This is a genomic window from Actinomycetospora aeridis, assembly GCF_037400275.1.
Classification (GTDB): Bacteria; Actinomycetota; Actinomycetes; order Mycobacteriales; family Pseudonocardiaceae; genus Actinomycetospora; species Actinomycetospora aeridis.
On record NZ_JBBEGL010000001.1, the window covers coordinates 246,727 to 270,836 of the forward strand.

A 24,110-nucleotide genomic window follows, 5' to 3' on the forward strand; every position below is an offset into this window, starting at 1 on the left:
CACCGGAGGTGACCCCATGGCCGTTGACCCCGTCCGCCGCGTCGACGCCCTCGTCGTCGGCGCGGGCCTGTCCGGGCTCTACATGCTCCACCGCTTCCGTGGGCTCGGGCTGGACACCGTGGTGCTGGAGGCCGGCGGCGACATCGGCGGCACCTGGTTCTGGAACCGCTACCCCGGCGCCCGCTGCGACGTGGAGAGCATGGAGTACTCGTACTCGTTCTCCCCGGAGCTCGAGCAGGAGTGGGACTGGACCGAGAAGTACCCGACCCAGCCGGAGATCCTGCGCTACGTCCACCACGTCGCCGACCGGTTCGGCCTGCACGACGGCGTCCGCCTGGACACCCGCGTCGCCTCCGCGCACTTCCGCGACACCGACGGCCGGTGGACGGTGACGACCGGGTCCGGCGACCGGTACGACACCGAGCAGCTGGTGATGGCCACCGGGTGCCTGTCCACCTCGAAGCTGCCCGAGATCCCCGGCGTCGACCGCTTCGGCGGCCGCACCCTGCACACCGCGCACTGGCCGGACGAGGAGGTCGACTTCACCGGCCGGCGGGTCGCGGTGATCGGCACCGGGTCCTCGGGCATCCAGGCGATCCCGCTGATCGCCGAGCAGGCCGCGGACCTCACCGTGTTCCAGCGGACCGCCAACTTCAGCATGCCGGCGAACAACGCCCCCCTCTCCGACGAGGCGCAGGCGGAACGCAAGCGGGGCTACCGCGAGCACCGGGAGGCCGCCCGCACGTCGGGGTTCGGCGTCCCCGTGCCCGAGGCGACGCGGTCGGCGCTCGAGGTCGACCCCGAGGAACGGCACGCGACGTACGAGTCGGTGTGGGGCCGCAACCTCGTCGGGCTCCTCGCGGCCTACACCGACAGCATCGTCGACGCCGACGCCAACGAGACCGCCGCGGAATTCGTGCGCGAGAAGATCCGCGCGATCGTCGACGACCCGGGGACCGCGGAGACCCTCAGCCCGCGCGACCACCCGTTCGGCACCAAGCGGCCGTGCCTCGACAGCGGCTACTACGCGACGTTCAACCGCGAGACGGTGCACCTCGTCGACCTCAGGAAGACGCCGCTGGCCGAGATCACCGAGCGCGGGGTGCGGACGTCGGACGCGGAGTACGCGGTGGACGACATCGTCTTCGCCACCGGCTTCGACGCGATGACGGGCAGCCTGGCCGCCATCGACATCCGGGGCCGGGAGGGGCTCGCGCTCGCCGACAAGTGGCGCGACGGGCCGGTGAGCCACCTCGGGCTGCAGGTCGCGGGCTTCCCGAACCTGTACACGATCACGGGACCGGGCAGCCCCTCGGTCCTGTCGAACATGATGGTGTCGATCGAGCAGCACGTGGACTTCGTCGCCGACGCCGTCGCGCACGCCCACGCCCGGGGTGCCACGGTCGTCGAGTCGACCGAGGAGGCCGAGCGCGGCTGGACCGACCACGTCCGCGAGGTCGGCGACGCCACGCTCTACCCGCGGGCGGACTCCTGGTACATGGGCTCGAACGTGCCCGGCAAGCCGCGGGTGTTCATGGCCTACATCGGCGGCGTCGGGAACTACCGGGGCCATTGCGACCAGCTCGCCGCCGACGGCTACCCGGGCTTCGCCTTCTCCTAGACATGCCTATGTGAGCGAACTTGGGGCCTATAGGCCCCAAGTTCGCTCACATGGGGTGGACGGGTCAGGCGAAGCCGTCGGGGTCGGTGCGCACGGTCTCGTAGGTGCCGTCGCCGTCGGTGTCGACCGCGGCGGTGTCGAAGTCGCCGTCGTCGTCGGTGTCCATGACGATCGTCTCGCCGTAGCCGTTGCCGTTGGTGTCGACCACGCCGGTCTCGAAGGTGCCGTTGTGGTCGGTGTCGGCGACCACGGTGTCGACGCGGCCGTCGCCGTCCTCGTCGGTGGCGGTGGATTCGAGGTGGCCGTGCTCGTCGAGCTGGTAGGTGCCGACCACGCTGCCGTCGGCCTCGTAGATGTTGCCGTCGGCGGCGAAGTGGCGGTCGCTGGCGGTGGTGTCGGCGCTCATGATCGTTGCTCGCTCTCTGTGGAGTGTCCCGGTGCCCCGTGGTGGGCGTTCGGCACTCTGACGGCGCGAGCGGGCACGGATGTTCCCTGCTCGGAGGGCACTTTTCTCCGCGAGGGTCCGATCACAGACGGTGACGCCGGCGGAAGGTGCTCGGGGGCTCGTGGAACGTCGCCGCGAAGGCGCGACTGAACGCCGCGAGGTCACCGAAGCCGCAGCGCAGCGCGATGTCGGTGACCGAGAGGTCCGCGAGCCGCGGGTCGACGAGCTCCCGCTGACCCTGCTCCAGGCGCCGCCGGCGCACGAGCCGCCCGACCGTCGTCGACACCTCGGCGAAGGCGCGGTGGAGCTGGCGGGTCGAGACGAAGTGCGCCCGCGCGATGGACTCCGGGCCGAGGTCGGGGTCGTCGAGGTGCTCAGCGACGTAGGCCTCGACGCGGGCGCGCAGCTCGGCGACCCCGCGCGTCCCCCGCAGCGGTTCGGCGCCCAGGGCCGAGCCGGCCACGGTGCCGACCAGGTCGGCGAGCTCGGTCGCGAGGCGCGCGCCGGCGAGGGGGAAGAGCTCCGGCGGCGCGGCCACCACGTCGGCGAGCGTCCGGCCGACGACGGCGCCCAGGCGGTCGCCACCGAGCGCGCGGGCCGTCGCGGCGCGGGAGGTGTCCCGGTCGAGGCCGACGAGATCGCGGGGCCAGGTGAACACGAGCAGCCGCCAGGGGCCCGTGAAGCGCCAGCCGAACGGCCGGCCCGTCTCGTAGACGGTGTAGGCCCCCGGGCCGAGGACGGCCTCCCGCCCGTCCTGGCGCATCACGGCCTCGCCTCGCGCGACGAGGCCGACCTGCAGGTAGTCGTCCGGGTCGTGGCGCGCCAGCCCCGGCGTGCGCACGCACTCCTGCCCCGTCGAGTCGACCGTCGCCACCGCGAGGTGCCCGACGAGGCTGCTGCGCACCGCCCCGTCGAATGGGGCGTCGGGCTCGGCGTTCACGTCGAGGGCCACGAAGTGCTCGCGCAGGAGGTCGCGCCAGCCGTCGAGACGGTCGGCCCGGCCACGCACCTCGGGGGACCTCTGCGACTTCTGCGCACGCGGCACCGTCGCGCGGGGCCGGGGGAAGGGACCCACGGGTCGCGTGGTGGTCGCCACGGGCGGCTCCCTGGGGGCGGATGGACGGGACAGGCGGCGACCGTGCCGTCGTGCAGGGGCGGTTGCCCGACGTTAGGGAACCGGAGTCCTGCCGGTCAACGGTGCGCAACCCGTCGCGGAGCGACAAGCGCCCGACCGCGCCGGGTGGTCAGGCTGTCACCGGCGGTCGCCCCGCCCCTCGGGGCGACCGCCTGCCCCCGTGACCACCACCCCGGGAGACGACGTGACCGCGCTCGAGGACCTGCCGCTCACCCCGACGACCACCACGGTGCGGGCGGCGTGCCCGCACGACTGCCCCGACACGTGCGCCATGACGGTGACCGTCGAGAACGGCGTCGCGACCGGCGTGCGCGGCGACCCCGAGCACCCCATCACCCGCGGCGGGCTCTGCGTCAAGGTCAACAACTACCAGGACAAGGTCTACAACCCGGACCGCCTCCTGCACCCGCTGCGCCGCACCGGTCCCAAGGGCAGCGGGCGGTTCGAGGAGATCACCTGGGACGAGGCGCTGGAGACGATCGCCTCGACCTTCAAGGCCAAGATCGCCGAGCACGGCGCCGAGACGGTCATGCCGGTGAGCTACCTCGGCACGCAGGGCATCCTCAACGGCCTGTCGGTCGGCGACGCCTTCTTCCACCGCCTCGGCGCGACGATCACCGAGCGGACCTACTGCGACTCGGGCTCCTGCACCGCCTACGCCGCCACGATCGGCGCGACGGCGGGCGTCGACCCCGAGAGCATCGTGCACTCCCGCTACATCATCATCTGGGCCTGCAACATGGTCTCGACCAACCTGCACCTCTGGCCGATCGTCGCCGAGGCGCAGAAGCGGGGCGCGAAGGTCGTCGTCATCGACCCCGTCCGGCACAAGACCGCGCGGCGCGCCGACTGGTACATCCCGATCCGGCCCGGCACCGACGGCGCCCTCGCGCTCGCGATGATGAACGTGATCATCAACGAGGGGCTGACCGACGAGGACTACGTCCGCGAGCACACCGCGGGCTACGAGGAGATGGTCGAGCGAGCCCAGGAGTACACCCCGGAGTGGGCGTCGCAGGAGACGGGCATCCCGGCCGAGGACATCCGCACGCTGGCCCGCGAGTACGCCACCAGCGACCCCTCGCTCATCCGCATCGGCGTCGCGATCGAGCGGCACGCGGGCGGCGGGCAGACGGTCCGCTCGATCGCGTGCCTGCCCGCGCTCGTCGGGGCGTGGCGCCACGTCGGCGGCGGGCTGCTGCAGCTGCCGCTGTGGGCGCACCCGGTCAACTGGCCGGCCTTCATCCACCCGGAGATGGCGACGCCGGGCACCCGCGTCGTGAACCAGTACCTGCTGGGCCGGGCGTTGACCGGTGAGGGCGGGGCGAGCGGAGCGACGGGGGATGGGCCGGCGCTGGACCCGCCGATCAGCGCGCTCGTCGTCTACAACTCGAACCCGATGGTCGTGTGCCCGGAGCAGGAGAAGATCGCCCGCGGGCTGGCCCGCGAGGACCTGTTCACCGTCGTCAGCGACCACGTCCTCACCGACACCGCGCGCTACGCCGACATCGTGCTGCCGGCGACCACCCAGCTCGAGCAGCACGACATCATGTTCAGCTGGGGCCACTTCTACGTCACGCTCAACACCCCGGCCATCGCGCCGCTGGGCGACGCGATCCCCAACACCGAGCTGTTCCGCCGGCTCGCCGCCGCGATGGGCTTCGAGGACGAGTACTTCACGCTCACCGACGAGCAGCTGCTCGAGCAGTCCTACGACTGGTCGGCGCCGGCGATGGAGGGCATCACCCTCGAGTCCCTGCGCGAGACCGGCTGGGCGCGGCTCAACCTCCCGAGCCCGGACGAGTACCGCCCGCACGCCGAGGGCGGGTTCCCGACGCCGTCGGGGAAGACCGAGTTCCGATCGGCCGCCCTGGAGGCGGCGGGCAACTTCGTCGTGCCGCTGTTCCGGCAGCTCTACGAGGAGTTCCAGCCCGGCGGGGTCGTCGACCCGCTGCCGCACTACGTCGCGCCGCGCGAGACCGGCGACAGCCACCCGCTCAACCTGCTCTCGCCGAAGTCGCACGCCTTCCTCAACTCGAGCGCGGGCGACCAGGCGATGCAGAAGCGCGTCCAGGGCGAGCAGATGGTCACCCTGCACCCCGCCGACGCCGAAGCGCGCGACATCGCCGACGGTCAGTACGTGTCGGTGTTCAACGATCGCGGACGCTTCGTCGCGCTGGCACGCGTCAGCGACGAGGTCGCACCGGGCGTCGCCGTCGCACCCATGGGGGCGTGGCCGAAGAACGCGAAGGACCAGAGCACGGTCAACGCCGTGAACCCGTTCGTCTTCGCCGACCTCGGCAACGCGCCGACGTTCTCCGACACGCGGGTGGAGATCGCGCCGGTCTGATCCGTCCCCGGCTGATCCGTCCCCCGGCTACCGGGCGGCCAGGACCTCCTGGTCGCCCGGGCTGCGGGGGGCCGGGGTGGCGGCGGGCGCCTCGAGCGCGGCGAGCATCCGCCGAGCGGCGCGGTCGGCCCGGTCGACGATCTCGGTGACCTCGGCGGCGTCCCGTCCGCGCCCGATGGCGCGGAACAGCTCCGCGACGGCGGCCACCGCGGCCGGCGAGAGCGTCACGCCCCCGTCGGGCACGGCCCGCGGGGCGAGCGCGGCGGCGGCGCGGATGCTGGCGCCACCGGGAGCCTCAGCGGCCCCGGACACGGACCGACTCCGGGACGTCGGCGGCCAGGTTCGCCGCACGGGTGTCGGGCCGGACGCGCTGGAACGAGCCCGCCTTCGCGGTGCTGCTCTTCCCGGTCCTCGGCTCGGGCCGGATGTCGGTCCGGCCGGTCTCGACGCGCGCGATGTCGGCGCGCCAGTGCAGGTGCCACATGGGCGGGGTCCTCCTCGTCCGCCACCGGGACCCGTGCTCGCGCGCCCTTCCCCGAGACGGCGCCGGCGTTCACGGAGGGTCGACCGTGGCTCGCGGACTGAACACGGCACCTGCGATGGTGGTCCACGTCACGCACTGCTCGCCACGCCGGCGAACACTGAACCGAAACAGCACGCCATCGGCGCAGCCACTGTTCAGCTGCTCGTCACCGGGGAGATCAGGATGTCGGACGCGGGCGCAGCCCGAGGATCCGCTCCAGCACCCGGTACCGGAGCACGAGGCTCAGGGTCACGAACCACAGCACCAGGGCGACGGCGGGGATCTGCACGACGGGCGGATCGGGGGCGGTGAGACCGAAGTACTCGCGCGTGGCCGGCACGATCAGCACCACCGCGAACGCCACGAACAGGCCGAGCGCGAGCCAGGTCGGCCGGCGGTCGCTGCTCACCGGCGCCCACGCCGTGAAGATCCGGTGCGGGGGCTCCAGCAGCAGGATCAGCACGATGGCGGTGGTCGAGACGAACACCGACATCGCCGACTGCGCGCCCAGGGTGGCCGAGGCCTCGACGAAGTCGGCGTCGACCCCGTAGGTCAGTCCGGTGTACTGCTCGAAGAGGCGGATCGCGTCCGGGAAGGGCGTGCCGGTGAAGCCGTCGGTGATCTGTCGGTAGAGGTAGGCGTAGATCGCGGTCGCGAACCCCGCGGTGAGCACCCCGACGGGGATGACGAACCGCGCGAGCGACACCAGCAGGTCCTCCGCGGGCGGCGCCGGGCGCGCCCACATCGTGAGGAAGAACGTCGGGAGCCCGACGGTGAACAGCGTCAGCCCGACCTGCGTCGGCGTGTACGGGAAGCCGAGCCCGAGCAGCGTCACGGTGAGGATGACGAGCATCTGCGTCGCCACCCGCGACAGGAACAGGTACATCGACGAGCCGACGCCCGCGATGATCCGGCGGCCCTCGGTGCGGGCGGGCGGCAGCGTCGTGAACGAGTCGTCGAGCAGCACGATGTCGGCCACGTCGCGGGTCACGGCGCTCCCGGACCGCATGGCCACGCCCACCTGGGCCGCCTTGAGCGCGCGGGCGTCGTTGACGCCGTCGCCGACCATCGCGACCTGGTGGCCACGCCGGCGCAGCGAGGTGACGATCTGCTCCTTCTGCTCCGGGGCGATCCGGCCGAACACGCCGTGGGTGTCGACGGCGTCGTCGAACAGCTCGCCCTCGAGCGCGGCGAGCCGGGGCCCGGCGATCGCGGGCGTGTCGAGACCCGCGCGGCGGGCGAGGGCGGCGACGGTGTCCGGGTCGTCGCCGGAGATGACCTTGACGGCGACGTCCTCGGCGGCGAGGTCGGCCAGGACCTCGGTGACGCCGTCGCGCAGCTCGTCGGCGAGCGCGATCAGGGCCACGCCACGCAGGCGGGGCAGCGCCGGGTGGTCCTCGGCGTCGCGCAGCGGGCCCGTACCCCGGGCCAGCACCAGCACCCGCAGGCCCTGATCGGTGCGGCGTCGCACGGCGTCCTCGGCGGCGAGCGCGGGGTCGGTCAGGGCCGGGCGCAGCGTCGACGGCGCGCCGAGGACGAGCGAGGTCCCGTCGGCGAGCGTGATCCCGCTCCAGCGCAGCGACGAGCGGAACTCCACCTCGTCGACGATCTCGACCTCCTCGCCGGGCAGCTCGGCCAGCGCGGCGCTCGTCGCGTTGGTGGCCGACACCGAGCGGGCGAACGTCCCGAGCAGCGCCCGCGCGCCGGCCTCGTCGCCGCCGTCGGGGACCACCTCGACGAGCGTGAGCCGCCCGCTCGTCAGCGTCCCGGTCTTGTCGGTGCACACGACGTCCACGCGGCTGACCGCCTCGACGGCGTTGGTCTGCTGCACCAGCGCGCCGCGCCCGGCGATCCGCGCGGCGCCGACGGTGTAGGCGACGGCGATGAGGAAGAACAACCCGTAGGGCACGAGGCCCGACAGGACCGCGGACGTCTGCACGAAGCGCAGCACCGTCGACCCGTCGAGCGCGGCCTGGGCGAGGATCGCGCCGCTCATCAGCACCACGAGCAGGATCAGCAGGCGCACCACCAGCTCGATGCGCCACTGCAGCGGGGTGAGCGCGGTCGTGTCGGCGCGCGCGGCGATCGTCAGCCGGCCCGCGTGGCTGTCGGCGCCGACGGCCTCGGCGCGCTGCAGGCCCTCACCGCCGGCCACCGAGCTGCCCGAGAGCAGCGGGTCCCCGACGTCCTTTCCGACCGGGTCGGACTCGCCGGTCAGCAGCGACTCGTCGGCCTCCAGCCGGCCCGCGACGACCGGCCCGTCGACGACGACCTGCGCGCCGGGCCGCACCCGCACCAGGTCACCGACCACCACCTCGGCGGGCGGCACGGTGCGGTCCGCACCGTCGCGCACCACCGTCACGGGCTCGCGCGCGAGCAGCTGGAGCCGGTCGAGCTGCCGCTTCGCCCGCAGCTCCTGGACCGCGGCGAGCGCCGCGTTGATGATCCCGAGGCCGACGCTGACCAGCGCGTCGCTGTAGCGCCCGAGGGCCAGCAGCGCGATCCCGATGGCGAACAGCGTGTTGTTGTAGAACGAGAAGACGGTGGTGCGCAGGATGCGCGCGGTGGTCCGGCCCGACCCCGACACCGGGGTGTTCGCCCGCCCCGCCCGCGCCGCGTCCCGCGCCTGCGCCTCGGTGAGCCCGTCGATGGTCGCGGTCACGGAGGCATGATCCCTGGCCGACCTGGAGTGGGGCTGAAGGGCTCTCCGGTCGTGTCAGGCGCGCAGCGCCCGCCGCCACTGCTCGGTGATGTCGCGGCGCAGGGACTCGGTGTCGACGCCGTCGGGGTCGACGAGACGCTGCATGCCGATGCCGCGCAGCTGGCCGACGATCGCGACGGCGACGGCCTCCGGGTCGGCGTCCGCGCGGATCTCGCCCGCCGCGAGACCCGCGTCGATGTCGACGCGCAGGTCGGCGCGGAAACCGCGGTCGCGGGCGCGGAAGGTCTCGGCGAGCTCGGAGGCCGAGGCCGCCTCGGCCCAGAGCAGCAGGAACGCGCGGTTCGCGGTCCCGAGCGCGGCGACCGCGTGCACGTAGCCGTCGACCAGCGCGAGCAGTCGCTCGAGCCCCGGCGCCATGGCGTCGAGGCCCGGGACGAACCCGCCCTGGATGGAGCGCGCCAGGGCGTCGACGAGGCCCTGCTTGGAGCCGAAGTGGTGGGTGACGATCCCGCGGCTGTAGCCCGCACGCTCCCCGACACGGGCGAGCGTGAGCGCCCGGACCCCGGACTCCACGACGACCTCGGCCGCCGCGGCGACGAGCGCGGTCTCGGTGTGCTCGCGGCGCTCGGCCTGGGTGCGGCGTCGGGGCTCGGCGGTCACGGGACGGACCCTAGCAGATCTACTTGCGTGCTAGCTGACAAGTATGTGAGGCTGGAGGAGAACCGAGAGGAGCTGTCGATGATCGAGCTGCCGGACGGCGCGGTGGAGGCGATGCTCGCCGAGGACCCCGGGGGTCCCGTGGTGATGCTCAACCTGCTGCGCTTCCGCCCCGACGGCGGGCGGGAGATCTACCAGCAGTACGTGGACGCCGTGGGCGCGGTGAGCGCGCGGTACGGCGTGGAGGTCGTCTACCTCGGCGAGGGCGGTCGTGCGCTCGCGGCCGAGGACGGGCAGGCGTGGGACACGGTCCTGCTCGTGCGCTACCCCAGCCGCGAGCACTTTGCGGCGATGGTCCGCGACCCGGACTACCGGGCGATCGAGCACCTGCGGGTGGGCGGCCTGCTCGAGGCCGTGCTGCAGCCGACGACGCCGATCGTCGACCGGGCGATTGCGTGACGGTGGTGCTGGTGCACGGCAACCCGGAGACGCCGGCCGTCTGGGACCTGCTGGTCGACGCGCTCGCCCACCACGGCGTCCACGACGTCGTGCGGCTCGCACCGCCCGGCTTCGGGGCGCCCCTGCCCGACGACTTCGCCGCCACGCCGGAGGCCTATCGCGACTGGCTGGTCGGGGCGCTGGAGCCGACCGTGGCCGCCGACGGCCCGGTCGACCTCGTCGGCCACGACCTCGGCGGGAGCCACACGCTGCGCGTCGCGATGGCTCGGCCGGACCTGCTGCGCAGCTGGGTCAGCGACACCCTCGGCGCCTTCGAGCCCGACTACGTCTGGCACGAGCTCGCGCAGCGCTGGCAGACGCCCGGCGTGGGCGAGGCGGACGTGGCCGAGCGCTTCGGTCCCGGCCGCGACGTCGACGCGGTGGTGGCCCTGCTCGTCGGGCGCGGCATGCCCGAGCCGGTGGCCCGGCGGGTGGTCGCCGGTCAGGACGAGGCGATGGGGCGCGCGATCCTCGCCCACTACCGCGCGGCGGTGCAGCCGGCGATGGCCGAGGCCGGGGCGCACCTCCCGGACGCCGCCCGGCGCCCCGGCCTCGCGGTCCTCGCCACCGCCGACCACGTCGTGGGCGACGACGCCCAGCGCCGCCGGGCCGCGGCACGGGCGGGTGCCCGCGTCGCGGAGCTCGAGGGCCTGGGCCACTGGTGGATGGCCCAGGACCCCGAGCAGGGTGCCGCGGTGCTCGTGGACTTCTGGGAGAACGTGTAGGTCACCACGCCACGGGCAGGCGCTCGAGCCCGTGGATGGCGTGCTGGGTCGCGAAGTCGACCTCCCCGTCACCGATCGCGAGGTGCAGCGTCGGGAACCGGCGCAGCAGGGCCGGGAACGCGATCCGCATCTCCATCCGGGCGAGCGGGGCGCCCAGGCAGTGGTGCACGCCGTGGCCGAAGGCGACGTGGGGCGCGGCCTCGCGCGTGATGTCGAACCGGTCCGGGTCGTCGACAGCCGCGGGGTCGCGGTTCGCGGTGGGCAGGTTGAACACCACGAGGTCGCCGCGCCGGATCGTCACGTCCTCGATCTCGACGTCGCGCAGCGCGAGGCGCGGGGAGCCGCTGCTGACGATCGAGAGCCAGCGCATCAGCTCCTCGACCGCGGGCGCCACGGCCTCCTCGTCGTCGCGCACCCGCGCGAGCTGCTCGGGGTGGCGCAGCAGCGCGAGGGTGCCCAGCCCGAGCATGTTCGCCGTGGTCTCGTGGCCGGCGACGAGCAGCAGGTTCGCGATCCCGACGAGCTCGTCGGTGGTGAGGTCCTCGTCGTGCTCGCGGATGAGCATGCCGATGAGGTCCTCGCCGGGCTGCTGCCGCGCGCGGGCGACGAGGCCCCGCATGTAGGCCAGGGCCTCGGCGGCCAGCGCGACGCGGCGCTCCTCGGGCAGGCCGGTGTCGAGCTGGGCGCTGGTGCGTGCCTGGAACTCGTCCTGGTCGCCGGGCGGGACCCCCAGCAGCTCGCAGATCACGAGCGACGGGATGGGCAGCGCGTACTGCGACACGAGGTCGGCGGGCGCGCCGGAGCGCTCGAGGGCGTCGAGGTGGTCGTCGACGATCTCGACGATGCGGGGCTCGAGGCGGCGCATCCGGCGCACGGTGAACTCGCCGGCGAGCAGGCGGCGCAGCCGGGTGTGCTCCGGCGGGTCGAGCGAGAGCAGGTTGCCGCTGCGGTCGCCGGAGAGCTGGCGCGGGTCGCGGCGGACGTCGCCGGCGAGGTCCTCCGGGGTCCAGCCGTTGGCGAACGCGTCGGCGTCGCCGAGCATCCGGCGCACGTCGGCCTGCCGGGTGAGCAGCCACGCCGGCGGCCCGAACGGCGTCGGCACCCGGGCGATTCCCGCCCCGTCGCGCACCGCCTCCGCGTCGGGCGCGGGCCCGAAGCCGGTGCGGCGCAGGTCGAGAGGGGTCTCGGTGCGAGAGGTCAAGGACGCTCCTGATCTGTCGTCTCGTGATCTGGGGTGGTGGTGACGGGCGCGAGCCAGACGCCGACGAGGACGTCGACGAGGCCGGTAGCGGTGTCGGCCCAGGTGGCGCGGGTCGTGGGGGCGCCCTCGGCGAGGGCGCGCTCGCGCTCGACGGGGACGTGGACGAGCAGGTGGCGCGCGACGTCACCGCGCTCGCGGAACACCGCGGGCGGCAGGCTCGGCAGGCAGGCGTGCAGGCCGTCGAGGATGCGCACGAGGAACGGCGAGCCGAGGTGCTCGTCGACGAGGATCTCGCGCAGCGCGGGGTCGGTCATGACCTGCGCGCCGAAGCGGGCGTACCAGCTGGGCGTGCCGAGGGTGCCCATGTGGTCGAAGGTCGGGCGCACGAGGCAGTCGAGCCAGTCGCGGAGATCGTCGCTCCCCGCGACGCGCCCGACCATCTCCTCGCGGGCCGCCTCGATGGCTCCGGTGTGCCGGCGCACGATCGCCCGGACGAGGTCGGCCTTGGTGCCGAAGTGGTAGCCGACGACGGCCGTGTTGCCCTGGCCGGCGGCCTCGGCGACCTGGCGGTTGGACACCTCGTGGACGCCGTGCTCGGCGAAGAGCCGCTCCGCGGCGTCGAGGATGCGCTCACGGGTGGCGGTGTTGCGGTCGGTCCGGGCCTTGGCGGGCACGGCGCCGAGTGAACGACCTCATCTCGCCGATGTCAATCGACTGATTTAGATTGTGGTCGTGACCTCCGCTGCCACCCCGCGGCGCACACCGGCGTTCGTCCCGGTGCTCGCGCTGGCCGGCATCACCGTCTCGCTGCAGCAGACGCTGGTGGTGCCGCTCGTGCCGCAGTTCCCGCGCCTGCTCGGTGCACCGCCCGCGGACACCGCCTGGGTGGTCACCGCGACGCTGCTCACCGCCGCGGTCGCGGTGCCGATCGTCGGGCGCCTGGCCGACATGGTGGGCAAGCGGCGGATGCTGCTCGTCTGCCTCGCGATGCTCATCGCCGGCTCGGTGGTGGCGGCGCTGTCGACCTCACTGGTCCCGCTGGTGGTCGGGCGCGCGCTGCAGGGCCTCGCGACCGGCGTCATCCCGCTCGGCATCAGCCTCATGCGCGACGAGCTGCCGCCCGAGCGTCTCGGCTCGGCGACCGCGCTGATGAGCGCCTCGCTGGGCGTCGGCGGCGCGCTGGGGCTGCCGCTGGCGGCGCTCATCGCGCAGACCGCCGACTGGCACGTGCTGTTCTGGGCCGCCGGCGGGCTCGGCGTCGTCGTGCTCGTCGGGGTGCTGGCGCTGGTGCCCGAGTCGGCGCAGCGGGCGGGCGGGCGGTTCGACCTGGTCGGCGCCGTCGGGCTCGCCGTCGCCCTGGTGGCGCTGCTGCTCGCGGTGTCGAAGGGGAGCACGTGGGGCTGGGGCAGCGCGACGACCGTGACGCTGTTCGTCGTCGCGGTCGTCGTCCTGCTGGCCTGGGCCTGGTGGGAGCTGCGGACGCGCCAGCCGCTGGTCGACCTGCGGGTCAGCCGCCGGCGTCAGGTGCTGTTGACCAACACCGCGTCCGTGGTCATGGGCTTCTCGATGTTCGCGATGTCGCTGGTCTACCCGCAGCTGCTGCAGCTGCCGGTCGAGACCGGCTACGGGCTCGGCCAGTCGATCCTCGTGGCGGGCCTCGTCCTCGCCCCCGGCGGGCTCTGCATGATGGCGATGTCCCCGGTGTCGGCGCGGATCAGCGCCGCGTCCGGCCCGCGCACGACGCTCATGCTCGGCGCGTTCGTCGTGGCCGTCGGCTACGGGATCGGCGCGGTGTTCCACGGGTCGGTCTGGGAGCTGGTGATCAGCTCGATCGTCATCGCCTGCGGCATCGGGCTCGGCTACGGCGCGATGCCCTCGCTGATCATGGCGGCCGTGCCGGTCGAGCAGACGGCCGCGGCGAACAGCCTCAACAACCTCATGCGCGCGCTGGGCACGTCGTTCGCCAGCGCGGTCGCCGGTGTCCTGCTGGCCTCGCTCGTCACGGCGTCCGGCGTGCCGACCGAGGCGGCCTTCGTCATCGTGATGCTGCTCGGGGCCGGCGCGGCGGTGGTCGCGGTGGCGATCGTGGCGGCGATCCCGCCGCAGCGGCCGGTGCCCCGGGTGACGGAGACCGTCGCCGCGGAACCGGAGGCGGCTCCCGTGTCGTCGTTGGTCAGCGGCGTCGTGCGTCACGGCGACGGCCCGGCGGGGGGCGCGGTGCTCACCGTCGTCAGCACCGACGGCCACCAGCTCGGGACGGTCCGGGCGGGCGAGGACGGCGCGTTCGCGGTCGCGCGCACCGGCACGGGCCGCGCGCACCTGCTGGTCGTGCAGTGGTCCGGGATCGCCCAGGCCGAGCCGCTCAGCGGGACCGACGGCGTCGAACGGGATGTGGATCTGGTGGCGCGGACCCGGGGCGAGCGCCCCGATGATGCAGCGCCCGCCCCGGCGCGCGTCTAGCCCGTCAGGAGCTGCTCGAACGGCACGGGGTCGGCGAACGGGTCGGTGACCGTGCTCGCCGGCCGCGCCGCCACGAGGTCGGCGAGCTCCCTCCCGGCGCGGGTGATGCGGTCGGCGAGCTCCGGGCCCGATCCCCAGTCCGAGCCGCCCCAGTCCTCGGCTGCCGCGAACACCCCCGCCGGCACGACCGTGGCGTGCAGGTACGCGAACAGCGGGCGCAGGGCGTGGTCCAGCGCGAGCTGGTGGCGCGCGGTGCCCGCGGTCGCGCCGAGCAGCACCGGGGTGCCGGACAGCGCGTCCCGGTCGAGCACGTCGACGAACGTCTTGAACAGGCCGCTGTAGGACGCCGAGAAGATCGGCGTCACCGCGATCAGTCCGTCCGCGCCGGCGACGGCCTCGAGGACCGGGCGCAGCGCGGCGTTCGGGAAGCCCGTGACGAGGTGGTCGGCGAGGTCGCGGGCGCGGTCGCGCAGCTCGATCACCTCGGGCCGCACCTCGACGCCGCGCTCGCCCAGGGCGGTCACGGTGGCGTCGGTGAGACGGTCGGCGAGCAGGCGCGTCGACGACGGCGTCGACAGGCCCGCGCTGACGACGGCGAGGGTCCGCATCAGACGGTCACCTCCTGCTGTGCGATCTGCGCCGCCACGAGCGACTCGTGGGTCGGCGCCTCGGGCACGTGGGTGGGCTTGCGGGCGGCGAACTCCCGGCGCAGCACCGGCACGACCTCCTCGCCGAGCAGGTCGAGCTGCTCGAGCACGGTCTTGAGCGGCAGGCCGGCGTGGTCGATGAGGAACAGCTGGCGCTGGTAGTCGCCGACGTACTCGCGGAAGCCGAGCGTCCGGTCGATGACCTCCTGCGGGCTGCCCACCGTCAGCGGCGTCTCGCGGGCGAAGTCCTCGAGCGACGGGCCGTGCCCGTACACCGGGGCCTCGTCGAAGTACGGCCGGAACTCCCGCACGGCGTCCTGCGAGTTCTTCCGCATGAACACCTGCCCGCCGAGGCCGACGATCGCCTGGTCGGCGTCACCGTGCCCGTAGTGCTCGAAACGGCGGCGGTAGAAGTCGACCATCCGCCGGGTGTGGTCGGCCGGCCAGAAGATGTGGTTGTGGAAGAAGCCGTCGCCGTAGTACGCGGCCTGCTCGGCGATCTCGGGGCTGCGGATCGACCCGTGCCACACGAACGGCGCGACGCCGTCGAGCGGGCGCGGGGTCGAGGTGAAGCCCTGCAGCGGCGTGCGGAACTTCCCCTCCCAGTCGACCACGTCCTCGTCCCACAGCCGCCGCAGCAGCGCGTAGTTCTCGATCGCGAGCGGGATGCCCTGGCGGATGTCCTGGCCGAACCAGGGGTAGACCGGGCCGGTGTTGCCGCGGCCCAGGGTGAGGTCGACGCGGCCGCCCGCGAGGTGCTGCAGCATCGCGTAGTCCTCGGCGATCTTCACCGGGTCGTTCGTGGTGATGAGCGTGGTCGCGGTGGACAGCTGCAGGCGCTGCGTGCGGCCCGCGAGGTAGCCGAGCGTGGTGGTCGGCGAGGACGAGAAGAACGGCGGGTTGTGGTGCTCGCCGAGGGCGAAGACGTCGAGGCCGACCTCCTCCGTCTTCTCCGCGATCCGCAGGACGGCCTGCAGCCGCTCGGCCTCGGTGGGGGCGCGGCCGGTCGTCGGGTCGGGGGTGACGTCGCTGACCGAGAAGACACCGAACTGCATGGCCTGCGCTCCGTTCGTTGACGTTTCAACCTGCACTCTGCCGAACGCTGGTTGACTCGTCAACTATTCCGGGGCCGGGTGGGCCCGGCCGCATCCTCAGGTGCCGCAGTAGGTCACGTAGCCCGTGGCCGACGGGTCGCCCTTCGCGTAGTCCTCGAGGCCCGGGCGCTCCTCGAACGGGCGCGACACCACGTCGACGAGCCGGTGGAACGGGGCGTGGTCGCCGGCCACCGCCGCGTCCAGCGCCGCCTCGACGTGGTGGTTGCGGGGGATGTAGACCGGGTTGACGCGGTCCATCGTGTCGGCGGACTCGCCCACCGGCCGCTCCTGGGCCTCCAGCGCCGCCCGCCAGCGCGTCAGCCACGCGTCGAGGGCGTCGCGGTCGACGACGAGGTCGAGCACGGGGGAGGCGTCACCCCGGGCGGCGGACGAGAGGCCGCGGAAGAAGCGCGTGTGGTCCGGCTTCTGCTCGGCCATGAGCGTCACGAGCTCCTCGGCCAGCTCGCGCTGCTCGTCGACGAGCCCGAGCTTGGCGTGCAGCCCGGCCGAGCGGTGGCGGGTGAAGCGCTCCGCGAACGATGACACCACGTCGGTGGCGGCGGGGATCGCGGCCTCGGGATCGTCCTCGATCTGGGTCAGCAGCGACTCGGCGAACCGGGCCAGGTTCCACTGCGCGGCCTGCGGCTGCCGGCCGAACGCGTAGCGCCCGCCGTGGTCGATCGAGCTGTAGACCGTCGCCGGGTCGTAGGCGTCCAGGAACGCGCAGGGCCCGTAGTCGATCGTCTCGCCGGAGATCGTCATGTTGTCGGTGTTCATGACGCCGTGCACGAAGCCGACGTCCATCCACCGCGCGACCAGGGCCGCCTGGGCCTCGACGACCGCCTCGAGCAGGGCCAGCGCCGGGCGCTCGGCGTGCGCGGCGTCGGGGTGGTGGCGGGCGATGGCGTGCTCGGTGAGCCGCCGCAGCAGGTCGGCGTCACCGGTGGCCGCGGCGTACTGGAAGGTGCCGACGCGCAGGTGGCTCGACGCGACGCGCGCGAGCACGGCGCCGGGCAGCGGGCGCTCGCGCATCACGCGCTCGCCCGTGGTGGTGACGGCCAGGGCGCGCGTGGTCGGGATGCCGAGGGCGTGCATCGCCTCGGCGACGACGTACTCGCGCAGCATCGGGCCGAGCGTGGCGAGCCCGTCGCCGCCGCGGGCGAACGGGGTGCGGCCCGACCCCTTGAGGTGCAGGTCGCGGCGACGTCCCGCGGTGTCGGTGATCTCGCCGAGCAGCAGCGCGCGGCCGTCGCCGAGGCGGGGGGAGTAGTTGCCGAACTGGTGCCCGGCGTAGGCCATGGCGACCGGGGTGGCGCCTGCGGGCACGGCCGTGCCGGCCAGGATCGCGACGCCCTCGGGGGCGCGCAGGGCGTCGGCGTCGAGGCCGAGCTCCTCGGCGAGCTCGCCGTTGAGGGCGACCAGCTCCGGCGACGGGGCGGGCGCGGCCTGCCACGGCTGGTAGAGCCCCCCGAGGTCCCGGACGAACCAGTCGTCGAGGTGCACGGGCGACGCGGCGACGGTCATGTGTTCGAGGCTAACCGCCAGGCCACGGTGTCATACCTGATCAACGTCGTGATGCGCACGAGCGACGGCGTCCGCGGCGTCGACCCGAACCCGAACCGGACCGGCGGCGACACCGGCGTGAGCGCGCCCTGGTCGACGCCCCCCCAGCGCACGCGGGCGTCGGTGACCCGGTGCAGGTCCCGCGCGCCGTAGTACTCGCGGCGCCCGCCCCCGGCGCTGCCGACGGTGCGCACCCCGGGGAGCACGCGCCGCGCGACGGCGTCGATCGCGCGGATCCACGCCGGCGCGGTGGCGAGGCGGCCGGGCACCGCGTGCAGCAGCCACCCCAGCGGCGGGCGCCCGCCGACCCGCAGGGCCAGCTGCAGGTCGGCCGAGGTCACGTAGTGCTCTCCGTCCTGCTGCTCGTGCACCACCGGACCCAGCCGCGTCTCGTCGAACGTGTAGGTGGCGCCGACGAACTCCGCGACGCGCTCGTCGGGGGCGAGCAGGATGCGCCTGCCGTCGGGGCGTTCGACCATGACGTCGGTGAACGCCCCGAGCGGCGAGGACGGCCAGTGCCCGACCACGGCGCGCAGGCCGCTCGCGGTGCCGACTCCGGCGATCCAGCCTTCGAAGCGATCCATGGTCCGACGGCTACCCGGTCACCACCGGACGGGCATCTCCGCGGGCCCCCGCACGAGAGCGGTCTCACGCCAGGTCACCTCGCCGGCGAGGTCGAGCGTCGGGACGCGCGTGACCAGCGTCGTCAGCGCCGTCTGCAGCTCCATGCGGGCCAGCGAGGCGCCGAGGCAGTGGTGGGGCCCGAAACCGAACGCGACGTGGCTGCTGGAGCCGCGGTCGAGGTGCAGCTCCTCGGGGTCGTCGAACACCTCCGGGTCGCGGTTGGCGGCGATGGTCGAGACGAGGACGGCCTCGCCCGCGTGCACCGTGCCGCCGGAGAGCTCGACGTCCTCGGTCGCGATGCGCGGCAGCCCGGCGTGGCGGCCCAGCGGCGTGATGCGCAGCATCTCCTCGACCGCCGCCGGCACCTGCTCGGGGTCCGCGACCAGCGCCTCCCAGCGCGCGCGCTCCGAGAGCAGCGTCAGCACCATGTCGCTGGTCATGTTCATGGTCGTCTCGTGGCCGGCGACGAGGATGGCGACGCCGAGGCTCACCAGCTCGGCCTCCGAGAGCCGGTCGCCGTCCTCCTCGCGCGCCGAGACGAGCGCGCCGAGGACGTCGTCACCGGGACCCTCCGGCCGCGACCGCCGGTCGGCCACCAGCGTGCCGATGTAGCGCTGCAGGTCGGCCATCGCGGCCTGGCGCTTCTCGGTCGGCACCTTCGACGTGGAGAGCATCGCGTCCGCGCCGGCGCGGAAGACGTCGCGGTCGGCGAGCGGGACGCCGAGCAGCTCGCAGATCACGATCACCGGCAGCGGCATCGCGACGGCCTCGACGAGGTTCGCGGGCGAGCCGGCGGCGAGCATGTCGTCGACGAGCCCGTCGGCGACCTCGCGCACCCGCGGGCGCAGCGCCTCCGCGCGTCGGGCGGTGAAGGCCGACGCGACGAGGCGGCGGACGCGGCCGTGCTCCGGCGGGTCGATGTTGGTGATCGTGTCCGGGCGGTCGATCTTCTCGGGGATCGCGCGCGGTACGTCGGCCCCGACGACCGCGGCGCGGCTGAACCGCGGGTCCGAGAGCACGGTCTTGACGTCGGTGTACCGCGTGGCGAGCCAGCCCTCCTCGCCGTAGGGCATGCGGATGCGGGCCAGCGGCTCCTCGGCGCGCAGCCGGGCGTAGGCCGGGTCGAACTCGAGGGCCTCGGCCTCGCCGAACGGATAGTCGTGGGCGTAGGGGCAGGTGCCGGCGTCGGTGCTCATGTCGCTATTATGGCACTCAATGACAGAAAGGCGCGACGGGACAGGTTGTCCCCACGGGCGCTACCGTGGTCGGTCATGACGACGGTCGCCGAGACGCCCCCTGCCCCGCGCGGGCGCCGGCCGATGAGCGAGCGACGGCGCGACCTGCAGCGGCTGGAGATCTCCCGCGAGGCCGTGCGGCTCTTCCGCGCCCAGGGCCTCGCGGCCACCAGCGGGGAGCAGATCGCCGAGGGCGTCGGGCTGTCGGTGCGCACGCTGTGGCGCTACTTCCGCAGCAAGGAGAGCTGCGTCGAGCCCCTGCTCTCGCAGTCGTCCGCCGCCTTCGTCGCGATGCTGCGCCGCTGGCCGCGCGACCGGTCGCTCGAGGAGCACCTGATCGCCGACGCCCGCCCGTCGTCGCCGACGTCGCCGGGTGACGACGAGGCCGCGCTCGCGGTGATCGCGATGTCGCGCACCGAGCCCGCGTTCCGCGCGATCTGGCTCGTGGTGCACGAGCGCTCCGAGCCGGTGCTCGCCGAGGTGATCGCCGACCGTCTCGGGCGCGAACCCGGCGAGCTCGCCGTGCGGGTCCAGGCGGCCACGCTGGCGGCCGCCCTGCGCATCACCACCGAGGACTACGCGGTGGCGCTCGCCGACGGGGTCGCGATCACGGGCGAGGACATGGTGGCGCGGCTCTCCGAGGCCGTCCGCGCGGCGACCCACGGGGTGATCGGGGAGGCGCTCACCTGACCGCCTGCTCGCGCACCCACTGCGCGAGCACGGTGGACGCGGCCTGGTGCCCGAGCGAGCCGTCCGGGCCGGTGTCGAAGGCGTGGTCGGCGAACGGGATGTCGACCTGCTCGGCGTCCACCCCGGCGGCACGAGCGGCCTCGACGAAGCGGGTCGCGCCCCCGGGCGGGACGAGGTGGTCGCGGGCCGGGACGACGGCGAGGGTCGGCGGCGCGGCGCGGGTGAGGGCGTCGATCCCCTCCACCGCGCGGTAGCGCTCGGGCACCTGGTCGGGCGTGCCGCCGGTGTAGCCGACGGCGAACTCCTGGGCGCCCTGGCCGGCGCGGTAGGTGTCGTCGAGATCCACGGCGGGGTAGAGCGTCGCGATCGCGCGGGGGACGGGCACGGGCACCGGCGACGGGCACGCGCTCGGCTGGCTGCCGCTCGCCGCGCGGTAGCCGACCGAGGTCGCGAGCTGTCCGCCGGCGGAGTCGCCGCCGAGCACGATCCGGCGCGGGTCGCCGCCCTGCTCGGCCGCGTGCTCGGCGACGCGCGCGAGGGCGCACGCCACCTGCGGGCCGGCGACGTCCCAGGTGGGGCGACCGGGAGCGGCGAGCGTGTACTCGACCGAGACGGCGAGGAAGCCGGCGTCGGCGAGGCGGCGCAGGTCGGCGGCGCGGTCGAGCTCCGACCCGGTGGCCCACCCGCCGCCGTGCACCCAGACGAACACCGGCGCGGGACGCGCGGTGTCGCGGGGGCGCGTGATCGCGAGGTGGAGGTCCTGCCCCTGCGGGGTGGTCGAGTAGACGGCGCGCGCGTCCGGCGCCGAGCCGTCGGGCGGGCCGGCGAGCGTCAGCGCACGCCACGGGTCGACGCTGCCGCCGGCGGCCAGTGTCGCGGTGACCACGGCGCCGACGGCGCCGGTGAGCACGAGCGTCGCCACCGTCGCGACGACGGCGACGGTGGTGGTCAGCGCGCGGGCGAGCAGGCGCGACCGCCGCAGCCACCACGCGGCGGCCGTCACGACGATCCCGAGCAGCACCAGCCGAGGACCGTCGACCACGACCAGGCGCTTCGAGACCTCGGTGCCGAACAGCGCGGTGCCCGGCAGGAGGGCGGTGACCGCGGCGGCGAGCAGGACGAGCGCGCCGAGGGCGAGCAGCACGAGGGCAGCGACCGCCGGCGCGCGTCGCCCCGCGTCCGTCGTCGTCCCGGTCGGCGTCACGCCCCTCACCCTTCCCCAGGTGCGCTTCGCGCATGTGAGCACTTTCGTGTGCTCCAGCACTGATTTGTGCTCACGTGCGCGGAGCGCACATGATCAGCCGCATGGCTCGCACCGTCGCCGATCAGCTCATCGAGGTCCTGGTCCAGGCCGGCGTCCGCCGGATCTACGGCCTCGTCGGGGACAGCCTCAACCCGATCGTCGACGCCGTCCGCCGCTCGGGCGGCGCCGCGCAGGGCGGCATCGACTGGGTCCACGTGCACAACGAGGAGGCCGGGGCGCTCGCCGCGGCCGCCGAGGCCCAGCTCACCGGGACGCTCGCGGTGTGCGCCGGCAGCTGCGGGCCCGGCAACACCCACCTCGTCCAGGGCCTCTACGACGCGCACCGTTCCGGCGCGCCGGTGCTCGCGATCGCGTCGCACATCCCGTCGACGCAGATCGGCACGAACTACTTCCAGGAGACCCACCCCGAGCGGCTCTTCGCCGAGTGCTCCTCGTGGGTCGAGCTCATCTCGCGGCCGGAGCAGATGCCGCGGCTGCAGCGGATCGCGATGCAGACCGCGCTCGCCGACCGCGGGGTGTCGGTGCTCGTGCTGCCCGGCGACATCACCGCGCTGCCCGCCGCGCACCCCACCGGCCGCGGGGACCTCGTCGCCCCCTCGTCGGTGGTGCAGCCCGCGCCCGACCGCGTCGAGGCGCTCGCCGAGCGGATCAACGCCGCGCGGACGGTGACGCTGTTCGTCGGCGCCGGGGTGCGGGAGGCGCGGGACGAGGTGCTGGCGCTGGCCGGGCGCGTCAAGGCGCCCGTCGGGCACTCGCTCGGCGGCAAGGAGTGGATCCAGTACGACAACCCGTACGACGTCGGGATGAGTGGGCTGCTCGGCTACGGCGCCTGCTTCGAGGCGACCCACGAGGCCGAGCTGCTCGTGCTGCTCGGCACCGACTTCCCCTACGACGGCTTCCTGCCGCAGGCGCGCACCGTGCAGGTCGACCGCGACGCCCGCCACCTCGGGCGGCGCACCGTGCTCGACCTCGGCGTCGAGGGCGACGTCGGCGCGACCCTGCGCGCGCTGCTCCCGCTCGTCGCGGAGAAGACCGACGGCGCGTTCCTCGAGCAGATGCTGCGCCACCACGCGGACGCGCTCGAGCACGTCGTCGACGCCTACACCCGGCGCGTCGAGGAGCACCGTCCCGTGCACCCCGAGTACGTCGCGGCGGTGCTCGACGACGAGCTCGCCGACGACGCCGTCGTCACCGTCGACACCGGGATGTGCAACGTCTGGGCCGCCCGCTACATCACGCCGACCGGGCGCCGCCGCATCATCGGCTCGTTCCGGCACGGGACGATGGCGAACGCGCTCCCGCACGCTCTCGGGGCGGCGACCTCGCAGCCCGGGCGACAGGTCGTGTCGATGTCCGGCGACGGCGGCCTGACGATGCTGCTCGGCGAGCTGCTCACCGCCGTCGAGCAGGACCTCGACCTCACCGTCGTCGCGTTCAACAACGGCTCGCTGGGCATGATCCGCCTGGAGATGATGGTGGCGGGATTCCCGTCCTTCCAGACCGACCACGGCCCCGCGGACCTCGGCGCGATCGCCCGCGCGTCCGGTCTGCACGCGGTGACCGTCGAGGACCCGCGCGAGCTGCGGGGGGCGTTGCGCGGAGCCCTGGACCACCGCGGCCCGTCGCTGGTCGACGTGCGCACCGACCCCAACGCCCTGTCGATCCCGCCGCACATCACCGCCGAGCAGGTCCGCGGCTTCGCGCTGGCGGGCATGCGCACGGTGCTCGCCGGCGGCGTCGGGAAGATGGTCGACCTGGCGCGCTCGAACCTGCGCTCGATCCCGCGCCACCCGCTGCGCTAGTCACCTGGCACTACCAGGCTCCGGGCTCGAACTCCGCGGTCATGTCGCGCCAGCCCACGGGCTCGGCGCAGTGCGCGCACGTCATCCGCGGCTCGGCGGCGTGCCCGCAGTCGCGGTGCACCAGCCGCACCGGCGGCACGTCGGTGGCGTACCGGTCGCCCCAGGCCATGAGGGCGACCAGCACGGGATAGAGGTCCGCGCCCTTCGCCGTCAGCCGGTACTCGTATCGCACCGGGCCGTCCTGGTACGGCACGCGGTCGAGGACGCCCTCGTCGACGAGCACGCGGAGCCGGTCGTTGAGCACGTTGCTGCCGAGGCCGAGCTTCGTCCGGAAGTGGTCGTAGCGGCGCTCCCCGCGGAAGCACTCGCGCAGGATCATCATCGTCCAGCGCTCGCCGATCACCGACCACGTGCGCGCCACCGAGCAGTAGACGTCCTGGAGCTCGTCGTGCCGCACGGGCCAGATCGTAGGACACTTTTCGAGTCTCAGCAGGCTGTGTACGGTCCTCCCATGCCCTACTACCAGTTCACCGCTCCCACCGGCAGTGCCGTGCTCGCACACCGGACGGAGATCGCCGCGGCGTTCACGAAGGTCCACGGCGAGGTCACCGGCGCGCCCAGCGCGTACGTGCAGTGCTCGTTCACCGAGGTCGCCCCGGACAGCATCTTCACCGCCGGCGAGGCGACCGCGGCGCCGCGCATGGTCGGCCTCATCCGCGAGGGCCGGACGAAGGAGACGCGCGCAAAGCTCCTCCAGGGGCTCGCCGACGCCTGGTGCTCGATCACCGGCGACGCCAAGGAGGAGATCGCCCTCTTCCTCGTCGAGATGCCGGGCGCGAACGTCATGGAGGGCGGCGTGATCCTGCCCGAGGCGAGCGAGGACCCGGGCGCGATCGCCTGAGTGATCGTGGGGG

Annotated in this window: 23 protein-coding genes; 8 read left to right on the forward strand and 15 right to left on the reverse strand. The window is 74.0% G+C overall.

Features of this window, described 5'->3' with window-relative positions; translation table 11 throughout:
- Nucleotides 1-16: 16 nt before the first annotated feature.
- Nucleotides 17-1,621, forward strand: coding sequence for a flavin-containing monooxygenase (locus WCD41_RS01240; protein WP_337711554.1), 1,605 nt, complete (start codon nucleotides 17-19; stop codon nucleotides 1,619-1,621).
- 64 nt (nucleotides 1,622-1,685) lie between these two features.
- On the opposite strand, the gene WCD41_RS01245 is transcribed toward WCD41_RS01240, so the two are convergent.
- Both WCD41_RS01245 and WCD41_RS01250 read right to left on the reverse strand, forming a co-directional pair.
- Complete coding sequence (locus WCD41_RS01245; RefSeq protein WP_337711555.1) at nucleotides 1,686-2,027, reverse strand: hypothetical protein; 342 nt, start codon at nucleotides 2,025-2,027, stop codon at nucleotides 1,686-1,688.
- A gap of 121 nt (nucleotides 2,028-2,148) precedes the next feature.
- Nucleotides 2,149-3,162: an AraC-like ligand-binding domain-containing protein gene (locus WCD41_RS01250; RefSeq protein WP_337711556.1), complete on the reverse strand. Its 1,014-nt coding sequence runs from the start codon at nucleotides 3,160-3,162 to the stop codon at nucleotides 2,149-2,151.
- Nucleotides 3,163-3,385: 223 nt separating this feature from the next.
- Between WCD41_RS01250 and WCD41_RS01255 the strand changes: the two genes are divergently transcribed.
- A complete protein-coding gene (locus WCD41_RS01255) occupies nucleotides 3,386-5,551 on the forward strand; it encodes a molybdopterin-containing oxidoreductase family protein (RefSeq protein ID WP_337711557.1) in 2,166 nt (721 codons plus the stop codon).
- 27 nt (nucleotides 5,552-5,578) lie between these two features.
- Here WCD41_RS01255 and WCD41_RS01260 read toward each other — a convergent pair whose 3' ends face one another.
- The 4 genes from WCD41_RS01260 to WCD41_RS01275 form a co-directional block, all read right to left on the reverse strand.
- A complete protein-coding gene (locus tag WCD41_RS01260; RefSeq protein ID WP_337711558.1) occupies nucleotides 5,579-5,863 on the reverse strand; it encodes a hypothetical protein in 285 nt (94 codons plus the stop codon).
- Nucleotides 5,847-6,035 (reverse strand): hypothetical protein, encoded by a 189-nt coding sequence (locus WCD41_RS01265; RefSeq protein ID WP_337711559.1) that lies wholly within the window; start codon nucleotides 6,033-6,035, stop codon nucleotides 5,847-5,849. The genes WCD41_RS01260 and WCD41_RS01265 overlap by 17 nt, the downstream gene beginning before the upstream one ends.
- A 217-nt stretch (nucleotides 6,036-6,252) precedes the next feature.
- Nucleotides 6,253-8,736: an HAD-IC family P-type ATPase gene (locus WCD41_RS01270; RefSeq protein ID WP_337711560.1), complete on the reverse strand. Its 2,484-nt coding sequence runs from the start codon at nucleotides 8,734-8,736 to the stop codon at nucleotides 6,253-6,255.
- A gap of 54 nt (nucleotides 8,737-8,790) precedes the next feature.
- A complete protein-coding gene (locus WCD41_RS01275) occupies nucleotides 8,791-9,396 on the reverse strand; it encodes a TetR/AcrR family transcriptional regulator (RefSeq protein WP_337711561.1) in 606 nt (201 codons plus the stop codon).
- 78 nt (nucleotides 9,397-9,474) lie between these two features.
- Between WCD41_RS01275 and WCD41_RS01280 the strand changes: the two genes are divergently transcribed.
- Nucleotides 9,475-9,852 carry a DUF1330 domain-containing protein gene (locus tag WCD41_RS01280; RefSeq protein ID WP_337711562.1) on the forward strand — a complete coding sequence of 126 codons (378 nt, stop codon included), beginning with the start codon at nucleotides 9,475-9,477 and terminating at the stop codon, nucleotides 9,850-9,852.
- Nucleotides 9,849-10,616 (forward strand): alpha/beta fold hydrolase, encoded by a 768-nt coding sequence (locus WCD41_RS01285; RefSeq protein WP_337711563.1) that lies wholly within the window; start codon nucleotides 9,849-9,851, stop codon nucleotides 10,614-10,616. Before WCD41_RS01280 ends, WCD41_RS01285 begins: the two co-directional genes overlap by 4 nt.
- A gap of 1 nt (nucleotide 10,617) precedes the next feature.
- Here WCD41_RS01285 and WCD41_RS01290 read toward each other — a convergent pair whose 3' ends face one another.
- Both WCD41_RS01290 and WCD41_RS01295 read right to left on the reverse strand, forming a co-directional pair.
- Complete coding sequence (locus tag WCD41_RS01290) at nucleotides 10,618-11,817, reverse strand: cytochrome P450 (RefSeq protein ID WP_337711564.1); 1,200 nt, start codon at nucleotides 11,815-11,817, stop codon at nucleotides 10,618-10,620.
- On the reverse strand, nucleotides 11,814-12,491 hold the full coding sequence (locus tag WCD41_RS01295) for a TetR/AcrR family transcriptional regulator (protein ID WP_337711565.1): 678 nt from the start codon (nucleotides 12,489-12,491) through the stop codon (nucleotides 11,814-11,816). Before WCD41_RS01295 ends, WCD41_RS01290 begins: the two co-directional genes overlap by 4 nt.
- 58 nt (nucleotides 12,492-12,549) lie before the next feature.
- Here WCD41_RS01295 and WCD41_RS01300 point away from each other — a divergent pair, with 58 nt between their 5' ends.
- Nucleotides 12,550-14,277 (forward strand): MFS transporter, encoded by a 1,728-nt coding sequence (locus WCD41_RS01300; RefSeq protein WP_373695058.1) that lies wholly within the window; start codon nucleotides 12,550-12,552, stop codon nucleotides 14,275-14,277.
- Here WCD41_RS01300 and WCD41_RS01305 read toward each other — a convergent pair.
- The 5 genes from WCD41_RS01305 to WCD41_RS01325 all read right to left on the reverse strand — a co-directional run bounded on the left by WCD41_RS01305 (nucleotide 14,274) and on the right by WCD41_RS01325 (nucleotide 19,401).
- A complete protein-coding gene (locus tag WCD41_RS01305; protein WP_337711566.1) occupies nucleotides 14,274-14,885 on the reverse strand; it encodes an FMN reductase in 612 nt (203 codons plus the stop codon). The two genes, WCD41_RS01300 and WCD41_RS01305, sit on opposite strands and share 4 nt — an antisense overlap.
- On the reverse strand, nucleotides 14,885-15,979 hold the full coding sequence (locus WCD41_RS01310) for an LLM class flavin-dependent oxidoreductase (protein ID WP_337711567.1): 1,095 nt from the start codon (nucleotides 15,977-15,979) through the stop codon (nucleotides 14,885-14,887). Before WCD41_RS01310 ends, WCD41_RS01305 begins: the two co-directional genes overlap by 1 nt.
- Nucleotides 15,980-16,075: 96 nt before the next feature.
- On the reverse strand, nucleotides 16,076-17,542 hold the full coding sequence (locus tag WCD41_RS01315) for a protein adenylyltransferase SelO (RefSeq protein ID WP_337711568.1): 1,467 nt from the start codon (nucleotides 17,540-17,542) through the stop codon (nucleotides 16,076-16,078).
- Nucleotides 17,539-18,165 (reverse strand): hypothetical protein, encoded by a 627-nt coding sequence (locus WCD41_RS01320; RefSeq protein ID WP_337711569.1) that lies wholly within the window; start codon nucleotides 18,163-18,165, stop codon nucleotides 17,539-17,541. Before WCD41_RS01320 ends, WCD41_RS01315 begins: the two co-directional genes overlap by 4 nt.
- 18 nt (nucleotides 18,166-18,183) lie before the next feature.
- Entirely contained in the window at nucleotides 18,184-19,401 is a 1,218-nt protein-coding gene (locus tag WCD41_RS01325) for a cytochrome P450 (RefSeq protein ID WP_337711570.1), read from the reverse strand.
- Between the two features lie 75 nt (nucleotides 19,402-19,476).
- On the opposite strand from WCD41_RS01325, the gene WCD41_RS01330 reads away from it, so the two are divergent.
- Complete coding sequence (locus WCD41_RS01330) at nucleotides 19,477-20,130, forward strand: TetR/AcrR family transcriptional regulator (RefSeq protein WP_337711571.1); 654 nt, start codon at nucleotides 19,477-19,479, stop codon at nucleotides 20,128-20,130.
- Here the strand turns inward: WCD41_RS01330 and WCD41_RS01335 are convergent.
- Nucleotides 20,123-21,334, reverse strand: a complete 1,212-nt coding sequence (locus WCD41_RS01335; RefSeq protein ID WP_337711572.1) for an alpha/beta hydrolase — start codon at nucleotides 21,332-21,334, stop codon at nucleotides 20,123-20,125. The genes WCD41_RS01330 and WCD41_RS01335 overlap by 8 nt on opposite strands.
- Before the next feature lie 101 nt (nucleotides 21,335-21,435).
- Here WCD41_RS01335 and WCD41_RS01340 point away from each other — a divergent pair, with 101 nt between their 5' ends.
- On the forward strand, nucleotides 21,436-23,196 hold the full coding sequence (locus WCD41_RS01340) for a pyruvate dehydrogenase (RefSeq protein WP_337711573.1): 1,761 nt from the start codon (nucleotides 21,436-21,438) through the stop codon (nucleotides 23,194-23,196).
- Nucleotides 23,197-23,206: 10 nt separating this feature from the next.
- On the opposite strand, the gene WCD41_RS01345 is transcribed toward WCD41_RS01340, so the two are convergent.
- Nucleotides 23,207-23,653 carry a winged helix-turn-helix transcriptional regulator gene (locus WCD41_RS01345; RefSeq protein ID WP_337711574.1) on the reverse strand — a complete coding sequence of 149 codons (447 nt, stop codon included), beginning with the start codon at nucleotides 23,651-23,653 and terminating at the stop codon, nucleotides 23,207-23,209.
- Nucleotides 23,654-23,707: 54 nt separating this feature from the next.
- Here WCD41_RS01345 and WCD41_RS01350 point away from each other — a divergent pair, with 54 nt between their 5' ends.
- Nucleotides 23,708-24,097, forward strand: a complete 390-nt coding sequence (locus WCD41_RS01350; RefSeq protein ID WP_337711575.1) for a tautomerase family protein — start codon at nucleotides 23,708-23,710, stop codon at nucleotides 24,095-24,097.
- Nucleotides 24,098-24,110 lie beyond the last annotated feature (13 nt).

Coding starts and splice junctions, on each gene's coding strand:
- WCD41_RS01240 (WP_337711554.1), top strand. CDS start 17: ATGGCCGTTGACCCCGTCCGCCGCGTCGACGCCCTCGTCGTCGGCGCG.
- WCD41_RS01350 (WP_337711575.1), top strand. CDS start 23,708: ATGCCCTACTACCAGTTCACCGCTCCCACCGGCAGTGCCGTGCTCGCA.
- WCD41_RS01315 (WP_337711568.1), bottom strand. CDS start 17,542: ATGACCGTCGCCGCGTCGCCCGTGCACCTCGACGACTGGTTCGTCCGG.
- WCD41_RS01320 (WP_337711569.1), bottom strand. CDS start 18,165: ATGGATCGCTTCGAAGGCTGGATCGCCGGAGTCGGCACCGCGAGCGGC.
- WCD41_RS01310 (WP_337711567.1), bottom strand. CDS start 15,979: ATGCAGTTCGGTGTCTTCTCGGTCAGCGACGTCACCCCCGACCCGACG.
- WCD41_RS01330 (WP_337711571.1), top strand. CDS start 19,477: ATGACGACGGTCGCCGAGACGCCCCCTGCCCCGCGCGGGCGCCGGCCG.
- WCD41_RS01325 (WP_337711570.1), bottom strand. CDS start 19,401: ATGAGCACCGACGCCGGCACCTGCCCCTACGCCCACGACTATCCGTTC.
- WCD41_RS01280 (WP_337711562.1), top strand. CDS start 9,475: ATGATCGAGCTGCCGGACGGCGCGGTGGAGGCGATGCTCGCCGAGGAC.
- WCD41_RS01340 (WP_337711573.1), top strand. CDS start 21,436: ATGGCTCGCACCGTCGCCGATCAGCTCATCGAGGTCCTGGTCCAGGCC.
- WCD41_RS01245 (WP_337711555.1), bottom strand. CDS start 2,027: ATGAGCGCCGACACCACCGCCAGCGACCGCCACTTCGCCGCCGACGGC.
- WCD41_RS01305 (WP_337711566.1), bottom strand. CDS start 14,885: ATGCGGACCCTCGCCGTCGTCAGCGCGGGCCTGTCGACGCCGTCGTCG.
- WCD41_RS01265 (WP_337711559.1), bottom strand. CDS start 6,035: ATGTGGCACCTGCACTGGCGCGCCGACATCGCGCGCGTCGAGACCGGC.